The sequence below is a fragment of the Microbulbifer mixtoriginis (SeqCode) genome (assembly GCF_052467515.1).
In genome coordinates this window covers 4,393,123-4,410,124 of sequence record NZ_CP174314.1, presented here as the reverse complement: position 1 = coordinate 4,410,124, position 17,002 = coordinate 4,393,123, and the positions used below count along the sequence as shown (strand labels likewise).

At 48.3% G+C, this 17,002-nt stretch carries 20 protein-coding genes; 5 read left to right on the top strand and 15 right to left on the bottom strand.

All coding sequences use genetic code 11. The features are described 5' to 3' along the window. The first annotated feature begins 228 nt into the window (after positions 1 to 228). The 5 genes from ACJJIT_RS18985 to ACJJIT_RS18965 are packed head-to-tail and all read left to right on the top strand — an operon-like array spanning position 229 to position 7,877. Positions 229 to 3,999, top strand: a complete 3,771-nt coding sequence (locus tag ACJJIT_RS18985) for a nitrate reductase subunit alpha (protein ID WP_444899343.1) — start codon at positions 229 to 231, stop codon at positions 3,997 to 3,999. Between the two features lie 2 nt (positions 4,000 to 4,001). After that, positions 4,002 to 5,549, top strand: coding sequence for a nitrate reductase subunit beta (gene narH, locus ACJJIT_RS18980; RefSeq protein ID WP_252084095.1), 1,548 nt, complete (start codon positions 4,002 to 4,004; stop codon positions 5,547 to 5,549). A 19-nt stretch (positions 5,550 to 5,568) separates the two neighbouring features. Beyond that, on the top strand, positions 5,569 to 6,303 hold the full coding sequence (gene narJ, locus ACJJIT_RS18975; protein WP_444899342.1) for a nitrate reductase molybdenum cofactor assembly chaperone: 735 nt from the start codon (positions 5,569 to 5,571) through the stop codon (positions 6,301 to 6,303). Positions 6,304 to 6,307: 4 nt separating this feature from the next. After that, the gene (narI, locus tag ACJJIT_RS18970) at positions 6,308 to 6,997 is read left to right on the top strand and encodes a respiratory nitrate reductase subunit gamma (protein WP_444899341.1); all 690 of its coding nucleotides are present in this window, start codon (positions 6,308 to 6,310) and stop codon (positions 6,995 to 6,997) included. A 55-nt stretch (positions 6,998 to 7,052) separates the two neighbouring features. Then, entirely contained in the window at positions 7,053 to 7,877 is an 825-nt protein-coding gene (locus tag ACJJIT_RS18965; RefSeq protein ID WP_444899340.1) for a peptidylprolyl isomerase, read from the top strand. Between the two features lie 268 nt (positions 7,878 to 8,145). Here the strand turns inward: ACJJIT_RS18965 and ACJJIT_RS18960 are convergent, their stop codons facing one another. From ACJJIT_RS18960 to ACJJIT_RS18890, 15 genes are all read right to left on the bottom strand, one after another. Then, positions 8,146 to 8,538: a type II toxin-antitoxin system YafO family toxin gene (locus ACJJIT_RS18960; RefSeq protein WP_444899339.1), complete on the bottom strand. Its 393-nt coding sequence runs from the start codon at positions 8,536 to 8,538 to the stop codon at positions 8,146 to 8,148. After that, positions 8,529 to 8,687: a hypothetical protein gene (locus ACJJIT_RS18955; protein WP_444899338.1), complete on the bottom strand. Its 159-nt coding sequence runs from the start codon at positions 8,685 to 8,687 to the stop codon at positions 8,529 to 8,531. The genes ACJJIT_RS18960 and ACJJIT_RS18955 overlap by 10 nt, the downstream gene beginning before the upstream one ends. A gap of 11 nt (positions 8,688 to 8,698) precedes the next feature. Next, positions 8,699 to 9,049 (bottom strand): hypothetical protein, encoded by a 351-nt coding sequence (locus tag ACJJIT_RS18950; RefSeq protein WP_444899337.1) that lies wholly within the window; start codon positions 9,047 to 9,049, stop codon positions 8,699 to 8,701. Positions 9,050 to 9,521: 472 nt separating this feature from the next. Further along, on the bottom strand, positions 9,522 to 10,313 hold the full coding sequence (locus ACJJIT_RS18945) for an MBL fold metallo-hydrolase (protein WP_444899336.1): 792 nt from the start codon (positions 10,311 to 10,313) through the stop codon (positions 9,522 to 9,524). A gap of 275 nt (positions 10,314 to 10,588) precedes the next feature. Continuing rightward, on the bottom strand, positions 10,589 to 10,978 hold the full coding sequence (locus ACJJIT_RS18940) for a VOC family protein (protein ID WP_252084102.1): 390 nt from the start codon (positions 10,976 to 10,978) through the stop codon (positions 10,589 to 10,591). A gap of 75 nt (positions 10,979 to 11,053) precedes the next feature. Next, entirely contained in the window at positions 11,054 to 11,680 is a 627-nt protein-coding gene (locus ACJJIT_RS18935) for a class I SAM-dependent methyltransferase (protein WP_444899335.1), read from the bottom strand. A gap of 107 nt (positions 11,681 to 11,787) precedes the next feature. Beyond that, positions 11,788 to 12,051: a hypothetical protein gene (locus tag ACJJIT_RS18930; protein ID WP_444899334.1), complete on the bottom strand. Its 264-nt coding sequence runs from the start codon at positions 12,049 to 12,051 to the stop codon at positions 11,788 to 11,790. Positions 12,052 to 13,035: 984 nt separating this feature from the next. Continuing rightward, positions 13,036 to 13,260, bottom strand: a complete 225-nt coding sequence (locus ACJJIT_RS18925; RefSeq protein WP_444899333.1) for a hypothetical protein — start codon at positions 13,258 to 13,260, stop codon at positions 13,036 to 13,038. Positions 13,261 to 13,470: 210 nt separating this feature from the next. Further along, positions 13,471 to 13,776, bottom strand: a complete 306-nt coding sequence (locus tag ACJJIT_RS18920) for a hypothetical protein (RefSeq protein ID WP_444899332.1) — start codon at positions 13,774 to 13,776, stop codon at positions 13,471 to 13,473. A gap of 315 nt (positions 13,777 to 14,091) precedes the next feature. Continuing rightward, the gene (locus tag ACJJIT_RS18915; RefSeq protein ID WP_444899331.1) at positions 14,092 to 14,469 is read right to left on the bottom strand and encodes a hypothetical protein; all 378 of its coding nucleotides are present in this window, start codon (positions 14,467 to 14,469) and stop codon (positions 14,092 to 14,094) included. A gap of 513 nt (positions 14,470 to 14,982) precedes the next feature. Next, positions 14,983 to 15,507 carry a hypothetical protein gene (locus ACJJIT_RS18910; protein WP_444899330.1) on the bottom strand — a complete coding sequence of 175 codons (525 nt, stop codon included), beginning with the start codon at positions 15,505 to 15,507 and terminating at the stop codon, positions 14,983 to 14,985. Between the two features lie 201 nt (positions 15,508 to 15,708). After that, a complete protein-coding gene (locus ACJJIT_RS18905) occupies positions 15,709 to 16,014 on the bottom strand; it encodes a hypothetical protein (RefSeq protein ID WP_152450515.1) in 306 nt (101 codons plus the stop codon). 134 nt (positions 16,015 to 16,148) lie between these two features. Further along, entirely contained in the window at positions 16,149 to 16,289 is a 141-nt protein-coding gene (locus ACJJIT_RS18900) for a hypothetical protein (RefSeq protein ID WP_444899329.1), read from the bottom strand. Further along, positions 16,279 to 16,461 carry a hypothetical protein gene (locus tag ACJJIT_RS18895; RefSeq protein ID WP_152450517.1) on the bottom strand — a complete coding sequence of 61 codons (183 nt, stop codon included), beginning with the start codon at positions 16,459 to 16,461 and terminating at the stop codon, positions 16,279 to 16,281. Before ACJJIT_RS18895 ends, ACJJIT_RS18900 begins: the two co-directional genes overlap by 11 nt. Then, positions 16,458 to 16,997, bottom strand: a complete 540-nt coding sequence (locus ACJJIT_RS18890; protein ID WP_444887733.1) for a hypothetical protein — start codon at positions 16,995 to 16,997, stop codon at positions 16,458 to 16,460. Before ACJJIT_RS18890 ends, ACJJIT_RS18895 begins: the two co-directional genes overlap by 4 nt. Positions 16,998 to 17,002: the final 5 nt, after the last annotated feature.

The following is a 17,002-nucleotide window of genomic DNA, read 5'->3' as shown; positions in this document are numbered from 1 at the left end:
CCAGTTTTGCACAAAATTTAACCTATTGCCTGTGTTTTAAATACCGCCTAAGTCATTACGGGACTTACGCCCAACCTCAACCATCAACTGGCGCCATTTTCTTACCTACTCATGGGTAGCTCAGCGCTTTTCTACCCCTTTTTGGTCAGGTGATCCTCTTTTACAGCGCTTTTATATTCCCAGCTAAACCGATGCTTTAACCGCATTTCGATGCCCTGGGAGTACCGCATGAGCCATTTCCTGGACCGACTGAAATATCTGAAGAAACAAAAAGAGCCCTTTTCCGGTGGACACGGGGAAAAGACCCATGACGACCGCAGCTGGGAAGACGGCTATCGTCGCCGCTGGCAGTTCGACAAGATCGTACGCTCCACCCACGGGGTGAACTGCACCGGCTCTTGCAGCTGGAAGATCTACGTCAAAGACGGCTTGGTCACCTGGGAGACCCAGCAGACCGACTACCCGCGCACCCGCCCGGACCTGCCCAATCATGAGCCCCGAGGTTGCCCACGTGGCGCCAGCTACTCCTGGTATATGTACTCGGCCAACCGCCTTAAGTACCCGAAGATCCGCAAGCGCCTGGTAAAACTCTGGCGCGAAGCCAAGTTGAGACACAGTGATCCGGTGGATGCCTGGGCCAGTATTGTCGAGGACCCGGCCAAGGCCAAGTCCTACAAAGAACGCCGGGGAATGGGTGGCTTTGTGCGGATTAAGTGGGATGAAGCCAATGAGCTGATCGCCGCTGCCAACGTCTACACCACCAAAAAATACGGACCCGACCGGGTAACCGGCTTCTCACCGATTCCCGCCATGTCCATGGTGTCCTACGCCGCCGGTGCCCGCTACCTGTCATTGATTGGCGGCAACTGCCTGAGCTTCTACGACTGGTACTGCGATCTGCCGCCCGCCTCTCCGCAGATTTGGGGCGAGCAGACCGACGTGCCCGAGTCCGCCGACTGGTACAACTCCAACTACCTGATCGTATGGGGCTCCAATGTGCCGCAGACCCGTACCCCGGATGCGCACTTCCTCAGCGAGGTGCGTTACAAGGGCGCCAAGACCTGCGTAATCACCTCCGATTACTCCGAGTGTTCCAAGTTTGGCGACACCTGGCTGGCACCGCGTCAGGGTACCGATGCCGCTCTGGCGATGGCCTTTGGCCACGTGATTTTGAAAGAATTCCACGTCGACAAGCCCAGCGCCTACTTCACCGAATATGTGCGCACCACTACCGATATGCCGATGCTGGTGACCCTGGAAGAGCGCGAGGGCAAGCTAGTACAGGGCCGCTTCCTGCGCGCCTCCGATCTGGCAGATGACCTCGGCCAGGACAACAACCCAGAGTGGAAGACTATCGCCGTCAACCATGATGGCCAGCTGGTGTCACCCCAGGGCTCCGTAGGTTATCGATGGGGGGAGCCATCAGCGAAAGACGGGCGCGGCAAGTGGAACATCGAACAGCGTGACGGCCTCACAGGTGAAGAAGTAAAGCTAAAGCTCAGCCTGAAAGACTGCGCCGATGAAATCGCCCAGGTGGCCTTCCCTTACTTCGGTGGCCAGACCCACGAGCACGACTACTTCCAGCACACCAACCACAGCGATGTGATCGACTACAAGGTGCCGGTGAAGTTTGTGCAGAACAAAGATGGCGAGGTGCTCAAAGTTGCCAGCGTCTACGACCTGACCCTGGCGAACTACGGCGTCGAGCATGGTCTCGACGATCCGAACTGTGCGCAAAGCTACGACGAAGACAAGCCCTACACACCGGCCTGGCAGGAGAAGATCACTGGCTGTCGCCGCGAGAATGTTATCCAGGTAGCACGCGAATTCGCCAACACTGCCGACAAAACCCGTGGACGCTCCATGGTGATTGTGGGCGCTGCCCTCAACCACTGGTACCACATGGATATGAACTACCGTGGCCTCATCAATATGTTGATGATGTGCGGTTGTATCGGCCAGAGTGGCGGTGGCTGGGCCCACTATGTAGGGCAGGAAAAACTGCGCCCGCAAACCGGCTGGACCCCCCTCGCTTTCGGCCTCGACTGGCAGCGTCCGCCGCGCCATATGAACGGCACCTCCTTCTTCTACAACCACGCCAGCCAGTGGCGCTACGAGAAGTTGGAGATGGACGAAGTGGTTTCGCCATTGGCCGACAAGAGCAAGTGGCAGGCTTCCATTATCGATTACAACAGCCGCGCCGAGCGTATGGGCTGGCTGCCCTCCGCGCCGCAGCTGGGTATGAACCCGCTGCAACTGACCAAAGATGCCGCCGCTGCGGGTATGTCCGCCAAGGATTATACCGTACAGCAGCTCAAGCGCGGCGCGCTAAAGTTCGCCAACCAGGACCCAGATAATCCGCAGAACTACCCGCGCAATATGTTCATTTGGCGCTCCAACCTGCTGGGTTCCTCCGGTAAGGGCCACGAGTACATGCTGCGCCACCTGCTCGGCACCAAGCATGGCCTGATGGGTAAGGACCTGGGCGAAGCCGGCGGCAAGAAGCCGGAAGATGTAGCCTGGCACGATACCCCCAGTGAGGGCAAAGTCGATCTGCTGGTGACACTGGACTTCCGTATGTCCACCACCTGCCTCTACTCCGACATCGTGCTGCCAACGGCCACCTGGTATGAGAAGGACGATCTCAATACCTCCGACATGCACCCCTTTATCCACCCGCTCACCAAAGCGGTGGACCCGGCCTGGGAAGCGCGCAGCGACTGGGACATCTTCAAAGGTGTGGCGAAGAAATTCTCCGAACTCACCGACGGCCATCTGGGGGTGGAGAAGGATCTGGTAACCCTGCCAATCCACCACGATACCCCCACCGAAATCGCCCAGCCCTTTGGGGTGAAGGCCTGGTGGAAGGGCGAGTGCGACCTGATCCCCGGCGTTACCGCGCCGAGCATGATCGAGGTGGAGCGCGATTATCCCAACACCTACAACCGCTTTACCTCTATCGGCCCATTGCTGGAAAAACTCGGCAACGGCGGTAAGGGCATCAGCTGGAATACCGATGACGAGGTGGACTTCCTCAAGAAGCTCAACCGCACCTGGAAGGATGAAAGCGCCCGCGATGGCCGCGCCCGTATCGACAGCGCCGTAGATGCCGCAGAGATGATCCTGTCTCTGGCTCCTGAAACCAACGGCCAGGTGGCGGTGAAGGCCTGGGAAGCGTTGGGCAAGATTACCGGTCGCGATCACACCCATCTGGCCAAGCCCAAGGAAGATGAGAAGATCCGCTTCGCCGATATCGTGGCGCAGCCCCGCAAGATCATCTCCTCACCCACCTGGTCCGGCCTGGAAGATGAGCATGTGAGCTACAACGCCGGCTACACCAATGTGCATGAGCTGATCCCCTGGCGCACCATCACCGGCCGCCAGCAGTTCTACCAGGATCACGAGTGGATGCGCGACTTCGGCGAGACCATGTGTGTGTACAAGCCGCCCATCAACCTGAAAACCGTACAGCCGGTGCTGAACCAGAAGCCGAATGGCAACAAGGAGATCCTGCTGAACTGGATCACCCCGCACCAGAAGTGGGGTATCCACAGTACCTACTCCGACAACCTGCTGATGCTCACCCTGTCTCGCGGTGGCCCCATCGTGTGGATGAGTGAGAACGACGCCAAGCTGGCGGGTATTGAAGACAACGACTGGATCGAAATCTTCAACGTCAACGGCGCCATTGCTGCCCGCGCGGTGGTGTCCCAGCGAGTGCCAGACGGCATGGCCATGATGTACCACGCCCAGGAGCGCATCGTGAATACACCGGGAGCGGAAACCACCGGCACCCGCGGCGGTATCCACAACTCCGTAACCCGCGCGGTGATGAAACCCACCCATATGATCGGCGGCTACGCCCAGCAGTCCTACGGCTTTAACTACTACGGCACTGTGGGCTGTAACCGGGACGAGTTTGTGGTGGTGAGAAAAATGAACAAGGTCGACTGGCTGGATGGCGAAGACATCAAAGAGCCGACCCGAGAGGAGGTGTAACAATGAAAGTTAGAGCCCAGATCGGCATGGTGCTGAACCTCGATAAGTGTATCGGCTGCCACACCTGCTCCGTGACCTGTAAAAACGTCTGGACCTCCCGCGAGGGGGTCGAGTACGCCTGGTTTAACAACGTCGAGACCAAACCCGGTGTCGGCTATCCCAAAGAGTGGGAGAACCAGGACAAGTGGAACGGCGGCTGGACCCGCAAGAAGAACGGCAAGTTGCAGCCCAAGATCGGCAGCAAGCACCGGGTACTGGCCAACCTGTTTGGCAACCCGGATATGCCGGAAATCGATGACTACTACGAGCCGTTCGACTTCGACTACCAGACCCTGCACAAGGCGCCGGAGCAGAAGCACCAGCCGGTGGCCCGTCCGCGCTCGCTGATCAGTGGCGAGCGTATGGAGAAGATCGAATGGGGTCCCAACTGGGAAGAAATTCTCGGTACCGAATTCGACAAGCGTAAGAAGGATAAGAACTTCGAACAGGTCCAGGCGGATATCTACGGTGAGTTTGAAAACACCTTTATGATGTACCTGCCACGCCTGTGCGAGCACTGCCTCAATCCGGCCTGTGTCTCTGCCTGCCCCAGCGGTGCCATCTACAAGCGCGAAGAGGACGGCATCGTCCTGATCGACCAGGACAAATGCCGCGGCTGGCGCATGTGTGTATCCGCCTGCCCCTACAAAAAGATCTACTACAACTGGAAAACCGGTAAATCCGAGAAGTGTATCTTCTGTTACCCGCGTATTGAGGCGGGCCAGCCAACCATCTGTTCCGAGACCTGTGTGGGCCGTATCCGCTACCTGGGGGTGCTGCTCTATGACGCCGACCGCATCGAAGAAGCCGCTGCGGTAGAAGACGAAAAAGCCCTCTACCAGGCCCAGTGCGATATTTTCCTCGACCCCAGCGATCCCAAAGTCCAGGAAGCTGCCCGCGCCGAAGGTATCCCCGAAGCCTGGCTCGAAGCTGCGCAGAAATCCCCGGTGTACAAGATGGCCATCGACTGGCAGATCGCTCTGCCGCTGCACCCGGAGTACCGCACCCTGCCCATGGTTTGGTACGTGCCGCCGCTGTCTCCGATCCAGAACGCAGTGCAGGCCGGCCAAGTGGAAACCGTCACTGTGGGGCGCGGTGCCGAGATCCCCGATCTCTCCACTCTGCGCATCCCGCTGCAATACCTGGCCAACCTGCTCACCGCCGGCGACGAAAAGCCAGTGGCCCGCGCCCTGGAACGCATGATTGTGATGCGCGCCTATATGCGCGGCATCCATGTAGACGGCGTGCAGGAACGCGAATTGCTGGAAGAGGCCGGGATGACCGTAGCCCAGGTAGAAGAGATGTACCGCTATATGGCCCTGGCCAATTACGAAGACCGCTTCGTGGTGCCTTCAAGCCACAAGGCTTACGCCGAGAACGCCTACGACATGAAGTCCTCCTGTGGTTTCAGCTTCGGAAACGGCTGCAGCACTGGCAACGACAGCACCAATATCTTCGGCGGCAAGCAGAATGCAGTGCGCGAAGTGATACCGGCCAAAGTGGTCGACTGAGGCCGAGGGGAGAGTACCGATGAAAGTATTAAACCTGATCGCCCGCCTGCTGGATTACCCGTCCGATGAGCTGGTGGCGCACCTGGATGAGTTAACCAACTGGGTGGCGGAATCCGAAGACCTGGATAAGCCCCTGCGCGATTTGCTGCTGGCGTTTATCTCTCATTACGAGCGTATGGATGCGCTCGATTGGCAGAGTGAATACGACGGTTTGTTTGAGCGCGGCCGGGCTGTGTCCCTGCACCTGTTCGAACATATCCACGGCGAATCCCGCGATCGCGGCCAAGCGATGGTGGATCTGATGAATCGCTACCGAGCCGCCGGCCTGGAACTGAATGAGCGCGAACTGCCGGATTACCTGCCCACCTACTTAGAGTTCTGCGCCACCCAAGGTGAAGCGGCCTACGGTTGGGTGCACGATATCACCCATGTGATTGCCCTGTTGAGCGCGCGCCTTTCAAAGCGCGAGAGCCCCTATCACCTGTTGATGGATGCGCTCTTGCAGATGGCCGGAGTCTTTGTAGATCTGACCGCGCTCAAAGAGGAAGTCGCCAATGAGGAGCGCGACGATACCCCCGAGGCGCTGGACAAGATCTGGGAGGAAGAGGTGGTCAGTTTTACCGGCGCCAACAATTGTGACCAGTCCATAACGCGGCCCAGCGCTGCGCAGCTGCGCGACGGCCAGCCCCTAACCTGGGCCCCCAGTGCCAAAGATGCCGCGCAGAATTCTGCCCAGCCCGCACCACAGGAGTAACAAGATGAACTATCTGAATACGCTGCTCTTTGCCATCTATCCCTTCGTCGCCCTTACGGTGTTTCTGGTGGGGAGCCTGATCCGCTATGACCGCGACCAATACACCTGGCGCACCGGCTCCAGCCAGTTGTTGGAGCACAAGCAATTGCGCATCGGCAGTTACCTGTTTCATATTGGGGTGATCGCCATTCTCGCAGGCCATTTTGTCGGCCTGCTTACGCCCAAAGCGGTGTGGCACTTACTCGGCATTGAAGCTTCCACCAAGCAGATGATGGCGATGGGGATCGGCGGTTTCTTCGGGGTAATCTGCTTTATCGGCCTCACCATTTTGATTAAGCGCCGCCTCACCAATCCGCGAGTGCGCGCCACCACTTCCAAAATGGACCTGACCATACTGCTGATGCTTTACGCCCAGTTAATCCTCGGCCTGATCAGTATCCTGGTTTCCGCCGGCCATATGGACGGTGCCGAAATGCTCAAGTTGATGACCTGGGCCCAGTCCATTGTCACCCTCGATGGTTCCGCCGCCGCAGCGGCTATCGCCGACGTAAATATCATCTACAAGCTGCATATTTTCCTCGGTATGACCCTGTTCCTGCTGTTCCCCTTCAGCCGCCTGGTGCACGTATGGAGTGTTCCGGTGCAGTACTTCCGCCGCAATTACCAGGTAGTGCGCGCCAAAGCCGCGCGCTAATCCCAGCAATCGTTAACCCGGCCCGCCAGGTGTGGGCCTTGTGTGGAGTAGAGTCATGAGTGCATTACTAGCTTCCGACGCCGCCGGGCGCGAATTCGAACTGGCTGAAGCCGTGGCCGTGAACGGCAGTGAAATTCCCGCAGACCTGATTTACCAGGAGATGCAATACCAGACCGCCAACTCCCCGCGCCAAGCAATTTACCGCGCTGCACGGGCATTGGTTATCGGTTGGCTGTTACGGGAAAAGGCCGCAGGGCAGGGGCTTTGCGCGGCCGATGAAGACTTGCACAGCGAGGCCTTCGATCACGCCGTTTCAGATCTTTTGAAAGGTGAGTTGCAAGTGCCCCCGGCCAGTGAAGCCGAGTGCCGCGCCTATTTCGAAGCCCACCCACATAAATTCCGCTCCGATCCCCTCGCCGAAGTGCGCCATATCCTGATCCCGGCCGCACCGGATGACTCCGAAGCCTGCGCCAAAGCACGCGCCGCTGCTGAGGAAATGCTCAAGCAGATCCGCAACGATGCCAATCCGCTACAGACCTTCGCCCAGTTGGCCCAATCCCACTCCGCCTGTTCCTCCGCCGAAGCCGGTGGCAGCCTCGGCCAAGTAGGGCGCGGTGATACCGTCGCGTCCTTCGAGCGCGCAGTATTCGAGCAGGGCACCGGCTTGGTAGCAGAGCCCGTGGAGACCCCTTACGGAGTACACCTGATTTATGTGGAACACTGCGAACCGGGCTGCCCGCTGGAATACGAATATGTTTCGGAGCGAATCGAGGAATACTTAACCGAAAAACGCCGCCGCCAGATGACTAGCGACTACCTGCAAAAAATGGTGCAGGCCGCGCAAATATCAGGCCTGGATTTATCGGGGGAGGCCCACTGAGGTGGTAGAGATTCGCCAACTGTTCGCACGCGATTGCGACTGGATAAATTAAATGTCCTGGCGCAGGTGCAAAACCTGACCATGACAAAAATAATGCAGCAGGGCTGAGACCGCAGTCAGCGTCTCAGCTTGCACAGCTGGATCTGCGATATTCGCAATGGCCTGATTCGATACCAGGGTATGCGGATAGACGATCGCGGGTAAGTGCAGGAGAAGGGTTGAGTTTCCTTACCTCTGTAAAGCTAGCGTGCTTGAATCCACAAGGATTTTAGTTTTCGTAGCGAAATTCCCGAGCTATATCAGCCAAATTAGACATAAACAATACGTTGTTGGCCTTTCGATGGGCATCTGTAATTATCGCAATCAAAAGATAGTGATCGGGATATGTCCAGCCAGGACAATAGACAAGGTGTGTATCACTCGTACGCTTAAACTGGACCGTTCGCAATGACCAATTTAAATTTCCACGCATATGTAAGTGCATTAGCTCTTCTTCTGCTGCGGAACTGGGACGATGGTATGGTACATCGCGTCCAAAATCTAAAGGCGCTGGATTATGTTGGTCTTCTTTATATTGTTTAAATTTGACTACTAAAGCCTGAAGGTCTAGTTCAGGCATAGACTCTTCGATAATTTCATGGGTAAAAACTTTTACGCCCATTCTGTAAAACTCCTTTTAATACGCTTCTTGTCCATTTTCTTGACAAGTTCCTCAGATTTATCAGCTGCTTTTCTAAGAGAGTTGTCAGATATTGTTTTATTATCAATATTTTTTATAATTTTCTTTGAAGTATCCTTTTCATTAATCATTCTCTACTTCCTTATGATATTTTTTTACGTGAAATTTGAAGCCCATCAATATTGCAGACGTCACCGATATCACTATCAGTATATTGAATCGCAGATAGATTTTTGATAATTTTGTTAATGTTGTAATCCAGCTTCTCTATATATTTTAGTATCTTTTTCAGAGGTTGGTTCTCAGTCGTATCATCCAGCATATACTGTATAACTTCAGCTTCACCAATATAAACCTCTATCACTAAATAACTTAAGTCACCTTCACCATAAATTGAAACTGTTGCTTCAGGATCAACAAGTGTTACTTGTTCGCCACTAGCAATGAACAATGACCATGCATATGGCCCTATTAAAGAGTTTAAATCTCGCATATTAATTTCCAGGTTAATTTTTATTCGAGCTTTAGGAGTTTAGTTGGTAAAGTTAACATATTTTTGGTTTAGCTCTCAATCCGTTAATAGTGATATTCTTTGTTATCATTGAATTTTGAACGCGTGTCCAACAAAAGCTAATGTGCTGGTGAAAAAAAGATGCTAGAACACGTTGCTAACAATATGATTCGAAGCGCTTTTGATGAGGGTCAAGAATTTCTCCTATAGGGCAAAGCAAGCTATAGGTCGTCGGTACTCTCTAATTGGATATTTAGGGTCATATCCCTCAATGCACTGAAGGTTTTCTGGATAAGGAGTGATGTTTTCAGAATAACAAAATGTGGCTGACATAGTTAGTAAAAATGAGGTTTCAATTTTCAAAAAAACTAATAAAGCCTTGCTAGAGTGATTTGTTCTTTCACACAGAATAAAGGGCAGCGTTAATATGAGCTTATCCTAATAAGCCCCCTTGTTATCTGTTTTTTTCTTCATTGATCACTGAAATAGTTCTTTCTATAAATCTTTTATAAGCTTTATTAGGTAGAAATGGGGATTTATTATTTATATTGAACTTTTCCAAAATATCCTTAACTTGTGTATCAATCATTATTTGCTCCACACCCAACTCTTTTTGATGAAGCTCTCGAATTTTATTTATCCATGTAAAAGTATTTTTCCTGAATTCAAGCAAAGATGACTTGTTTGCTGGAGTGCCATGCCCCGGTATTATCAAACTTTGATCATCACCCAGATTTAAAATGGCCTCAATGGCTTCATTAAAACCTTTAATTCCGCCAGCATAAAATGTTGGATGCCAGCTGGTATCGAATACATCACCGACAAATATAGAATTACTTTCCTTATGGTAATAGATATTGTCGATTGTTGTATGAGACTTGACTTTAATGTGAGTGAGGTCATCTAAATTGAAGCTGCTCTCTATCAGTTTTCCACCTTGCTTTTCAAAGTGCGCGTTTCCACCTGTGTGGTCAGAGTGCGCGTGTGTGTTTAAGATGAAGGAGATAGGCTTATCGTAAATTGATCGAATCGCTTGATCTAACGCACTTAACTGATTATTTCCTGGCATAGGATCAATGAGTACCAATCCATTTTCCGTCGATATTAAGCCAATATTCGTTCCGTACTCTTTTCCACTCAAGATATGTAGGCGTTCAGATACTTTTTGCACACTAACGCTACTTGATAAAGCGATAGAGCTGGTGAGTAGAAATAAAGTGGAGGTCAGAATTATAAATCCTTTCAAAACTAATCCTCTTGCATTGTGATAAATGGTTCTTTAGTGTGTATTGGCTTTGTCAGTTGCACTTTGGATACGGGATGGTATTGGGCTACTTTGGTAAGGCTAGCCAAAAACGTTAACTGCACATAATTGCTAGCCGTAGCTATTCCACGCTAATTTTAATTTCATCAATAGGGTAAGCCGGCTTAATTTTGAGCACAACTTAGTGTCTTGATGAAGACAATGTACGATATTTAAGTAACCAGTTATGTGAATTAATGTTTGCTTGTGAGGGCTAGCTATTTCATTGAATGAAAACCGATATTATTTCCTTCGGTATCTTGCGCTATTGCGATAAAGCCATGCTCTCCAATAGACATTTTAGGCACTACTACCTTCCCACCTGCTGGCTCAACTCTGGCCAGTTCAACAGAACAATCTTCGCTATCAAAATACGCTAGAGTGCTATTACCTCCAGCTTCAACACCCTCCATTTTACAAATTGCTCCACTTGCACCCGGCTCTTGTTTCATTGGAAATGCCCACATCTCGGGTTGAGGGAAGTCTTTTACTTCGTCAGGGTTGTCTAGTCGAGTTAACTCCTGCTTGAGAACAGCTTCATAAAATGACTTTGCACGAACCATATCATTTACATAAATTTCAAACCAACAAACTGCATTTGTATTCATTTGAGTATCCTCACTGTTAAGTATCTAAGTATGGTTTTTATTTCTGGAGACATAACGAAGTTTTAGAAAGATCATTCATATCTTACGTGCAATAATGAAAACTACCATGTCATGCATTCCATGCTGCCATAGAACTTCAATGGTAAAACCAGCGTCTTGAATTTCTTTCTCTAATTTTACTTTTGTTAGAATAAAGACATCGGGCATTAAGCCCATAAATTTTCCCAGAGGTGCTAAGAGCTTAATAAACCGTATATAGGAATTACCCATACAAACGGTACTACTTACGAAAACACCACCGGGTTTGAGGATTCTAGCGGCCTCTGCCAAAACATCGCTTCTATCTGGTAGTAAGTGAATAACATTTAAACCCAACACTGCATCAAAACTTGCAGGCTCAGCATTGAATTCGGTTAATGTACCTCTGGTAAATCTAATATTATCGATGCAGGCTTCCCTGGCCTTAGTTCGGCCAATCTCAAGCATATTTTCAGATATATCCACCGCTTCAATATGCTGCACATGTGGAGCATGGCAAATCGCTGTAGTCCCTGTTCCGCAACCAAACTCCAAAATATTCATATCAGGCGTAAAGAATTTCTGGGTATCTGAGAGCTTCTTCTGATAACTTGCTTCGTCAGAAATAGGGCTCCTAGCATACTCCTTTGCTTTTCTATCCCAGAACTTATCAGACCTAGTCATATCAGTTCCTGTATAAATGCCAAGGCGTTATCGACGCTGTTTTTTTCCTGACTCTTAAAGCCTCAAGCTGCGGACCGAAGCGTTCGAAAGCCTTAACATTTTAAGTTTCAAAACCCATTAAGAACACCCCACAACTTATTCCAGCGCTCAAGCTTTTCATCAGCACTCAACAGTCTTGGCTGAATTTGAATAGGGTTGCCAAGTTGATTCACGTCTTGCAATAAATTGGAATTTACTGCTCCGCGAAGTTGACCATTTATATTGCAGCCTACGGCTAGTAGTTCATTACAAGCTTTGCAATGGTAGAAATTAGCAAGCTGATCACCATTTTGTTTAGTTAAAATCCCATCACCAATGAAAACTACTGACATATTCGGATCACTAATAATACGTGACGGGTTGGCTTGGCAATAATTACAATCGCAAATGCGCGGATTCAAACCTTCGAGTGGTCCAGCTAACTGAACTTCAACCCGCCAACGCTTACATTTACACGATCCCTGAAAGAGCATAATAATTAGCGCCAATTACGATGAAAGATACGCTCGCCTCAATTGCCGGAGGCTACTGGCGCCTTTTTTTAGAGCTTTGGCAAAAAAGGTGACAGTGGCCGGAGATCAGATTGCTAGTACTTGGTACGCCCAGCATAGGCGTGAACTTATGGCGTGAAAATCCCCTGTAAGAATATCACCATTTAATGGCATTCCATTAAATGCTAACTACTAGCGAATGGCAACTGCAAAATGGTGAGATCTTTGGGGGAGAGTGCCGCTGGCAAAACTACGAATTACCGAATAGAAACATCATTTAATGCTTAGCCTAGAGGCGAAATGGTCAAGGGCACTGAAGCCATGTGATCTAATGGGTAGAGTAAATGATGCAGTTGTGTAGTGAAAGTCACACCCGTATCTAGGGATATCTGTGTAACCTACTGATATGAAGCTGTCAGCATGGCCGCTGACTCATAAGTAGGCCCAACCCGCTAGCCACCATCGCGGGGAAAAGAAGTGGTGAAACATAGCAGAGTCTCGGTCAGTATTGACGAAGATGATTAGGCAGAAGTCAGCCGATGACATAGTAGCCTAATGCCAATATAGCTACGGACTTAGTTATCTATGATGAAGAAATAAAAGTAATGTAGGCAAACGTCTACGCTGGCATGAACAAAGCAATTTTGGAATACGCTAAAAGCTATGTTGATTGCGACGAAGATGTATTTTATCAGTAACTACAGTGCTCATTGGTGCGTTAGCCGTAGCAAGAAAGATAGGTAACGAGAATTCTGTTACAAAATTGTTGCAAGCGTGTCGCCAACAGGCGGTGTTGAAATTGGGTGGAATATAAGGCTGCGCTTGTTATGTATAGTCTGCCCACCGTTGCTGTTTACCAACCTTTTGCTTGTGGGCAGGATTATTATCAATAAATTCGGAGATGCCAGATTTACTTTTAGGTAGTGCCGGGTCACTATGATAGCCGCTACCCACAAAACGAAACCCAGCCTCCCATAATCTCTTTGCTGCTTCCCAAGCAGAAGAGTCTGCTTTTGATGGTGCTGCAAAATTACGCCCCATAAATGCCATACGATGACCGCAATTTGGACACTTATGGATGATGTTCGAATCAGACTGATGTGCTGAGCCAGATGATGCATCCTCACTAGCCTGGCGCTTAAAGGCGACCTGACAATCGAAGCATGCAAACTTATGCAAGAACTCAGTCATAGTGTATAGCGTGTGGTGAAGGGGTGGGCCATGCAATAAATTATCTCGCTTATAAGCCTTATTAAGTGGCTATTGGCTGATATGGTAGAGAACGAAACTGATTGTTAAAGAGGCTACTATAACCCCAAGGATACTGAGTGCTACTTTCATTGGGATAATGGGTACTGGAGTCCTATAACGTTGCTCTCGGCCAAAGACTGTGAACGAGCTCTGCTTACCATAGGGGGCGAACATAACAAAGAATATCATAGAGCCAATGGCTATAGAGTAAGCCAACCATCCAAATACGCTGGAGACTGTTAAAGTTTCTTGAGTTGCCAGGATATAGACATAGATACCTGTACCAGGGAGCAGGCCGAGTAACTTTTTGTCCATTTTTCTTCGCATGATAACTAAATTACCAAGTGGCTAATTTTTTTGATTGTCTTGTTTGAACATAATGCTTGCCATGAAATAAAGCGATCATATGGAAACTCTTCTCCTGTGACCTTCTCTTAGGCATCGTTGGCTATATGTATAAAGTCTTCAGCTTGGTAGCCCTATAGTTCTGGACACCACTAACATCTTAACCCGTAATATTCTTTGTACCTCAGCCTATGGGGATCAAAGATTAAGTCAGATTCTCCATGCCCCCTATCTTAATTACTCGGTTAAAACGGAGTGCTTAAAAAATTCATTAAGTTTGTACAGTTAGTGCAGTGAGTTTTCGAAATAGATAAAGGCATATCCGAAAGCTAACCCAAGGAGGACAGGTCCGGGGTAACGTCTAAACAGGCGTTTTATTTTACTAGGCATTCGACCATTACGTAGGTCATCAATTAATTCTTGCTGTGCTTGAAAGGCATGTAGCGCTGAGAAGACGGCGGCGGTCAAAGAGTAGGTGAACCCTTCAGAAATAGGTGTATCAATACCAAGAGCAGTTTTGAGAGTAATAATACCGCCTATAAATGCCATCGCAAATGATAAATTGGACTTTAAAAATTCGAACTCTAATTCTTGACTCAGAAGATAATGAGGGCTTTGCTCTATGGGTTTATCATTTACTAATTCTTGTAATTTTGCTTTCATTACATACAACCGTTAACAGGATCTATTTGGATAATAGTACCTTTACCTTCCTAATGGAATACTCAAGACTTACAGTAAATTCTGTAGCAGCAGAGCAACAGTTGTTCAGCAGAAAAGGTTCGATCGTACCAATTTTATTAGTTTAGGCCATCTGGAGCTATTTTTGTAAAGTAAATTATTACAGGTATAAAGCACATGAAGGTTAAGACTAGGTTTGCGATATTCAGTACTCGCTTGCTCCTAAATATCACAAATAACAACCCTACTAACTGAGCAACGGCTGTATAAAGGAAATACAGTCCTAGTGTTCCATAAAAATTTGCTAATCCTGGAGCAATAAGGGCTGGAAAGGTCGCTACTAGCAAATATGAGATGAACCCACATAGCATCGCGATACTAAGTCTACACACTAAATAATTTGTTCTTCCCATATTAGTTTTTAATTGTACTTCTCGCGTAATGAAGCGGGTCAGACATTAAAAAGCTCTATGACAGACTGGGTAGATTTATTTTCTAATAATACATATGTAGTATAAGGTCAAAACCTTTTATTGAAAATCTTACTCTTTCCATGTCTTCTGTATATTTGCCGAGGTTATTCCCATCAAGATCCCAGACATTTTCTTTGGCGAACCACGTATTTAATTCGTGATCATGACATTTGAACTGGCTTTGTGGGACTACCTTACCATTTTTCATGGTCGGCCCAAAATTCCTACATTCTGTGCCCCACCTCCACCACTTTATATCTGGCATATTTACCATGCCTTCTCTGAGGGGAACGCCAAAAACTGTGATTTCGGACTCATAGTTTTTATAAATTATGTATCTAAAGCCCCACTTCCCTCCCGCCTCATAATTTACATCCCGAGTAAGTATTTCACCCGGCTCTAGATCAGCTACATCTATAGTAGGAGATAGTTCACCAGCATTTGCTGGAGGCTTTAGGGCACTGCCAAACATTCCAAGTATGAATCCGACTCCAATTAAAGAGACAGCACTAAGGCTGAACCAAAGTAATTTCTTGCGCTTTTTCATTTGATGTTCACTACGTATAAAAAATTAACTTCACTAAAAATGATTTCGCTATCTTCTTCATTTAGTTAGCATATATATCGTCAAGGTTTTGATTGTTCTGAAGATCATTAATACTCATAGACGCTGTCGTCTTGATGGGCTGATGGCGTTCATCATCTGGATAGATCGCGGCCGCGCGCGCTCTATCCTTCCTAGCTATGCCTATTGCTTATCGACTTCGTTTTCCCACTCTTCTTCATAGCCTAAGGCTTCAAGGTGTGCCGAAATGGAGTTCATTATTTTTTCATTCCAAAATTCAGCTCCTTCATTCCATTGAAGCTTTACTCCGTTATTTTCGTCCTCAATTGATGCATCTACCATAGCCCAAAAGAAACGACAGATATGCTCGGCTTGAGACTTGTTTAAAATAATGCCATTTTGAAGGAATTGCAGGCTAAGTTCATCATCTAACTTTTTCGCGTAAAATTCCGCGTATTCTTTTTCTTCAGGAAATTTATAAGTAATCATGGATAAGAAACAGATTCTAACCTTTGCGATAGCTAGCTATAAAATCAATCCTTAGATCTTACCGGATTTAAAGGTGGTCCAGAAGATTCAGTCTCTTCTATTTCTCGATTAACTAGAGCTACTATGTATAAGATTCATAGTTTCTGCTGGTTCTTTAATCTATTTGACTTTATGGCTGTTTCAACCTCTTTAGCTTCTTTCAATATTTTAGATTTGTTTTTCTCAACAAACTTTCTAATATCTTCCTTGCTAATCTGTTTGTTTTTAATCGTCATTTTTTCGATCTCTCATACGGTCAATTTCAGTTGGATTCGTTTGTTTTCCCGATGGTTCTTCTATTGTTGTATCCTTTGATTTCTTTTTCACTTCTTCAGCATGTTTCTTCATCTTTGATCGAATCTTATTGATTCGGTCTTTCTCTTCTTGTGAGAATTTATAGCCACTCATAATTTTTTCATCCCGACTCTTTTTCCGTGGTAAATCTCAGGCGCTGAAAATCCTTGGCTTTCGTAGTAATCAATTGCACCTTTTACTGGGTCTAACACCCAAACCTCGTCAGCACTAATCAAGTTGGCATAAACCGTAGCTCCAAAAGATAATATTGGAAAGACACCTTCTCCCAAGGGATTTGGTCTTACCGGTGTAGATTCGATAAGGTTCATTCTTACCTTTGTACCATGCTTGGATGCAAATCCATAACAAAGCCCGCAAAGTTGATTCTCAAACCAAACTGACATTTCATATCTTTTTGGCTTCTTCTGATATGCATTAAATTCTGGCTCCCAGTCCCAACTGGCTCTCGAAGATCTTAGATTAGATCCTCTCATTTCTTTCCAAGAGTCAGCCAGTCTTGCTGTCTTCAAACTAATGCCTTTTATTGATGTCTGGGGCCATGATTCCTGTGTAATAGACCAAACCTCTTCCCTGAGCGCTTGGTAGTATCCAATAACAGAAGGGTAATTGTGAAAAGCTGAATCTTCCATAGTAT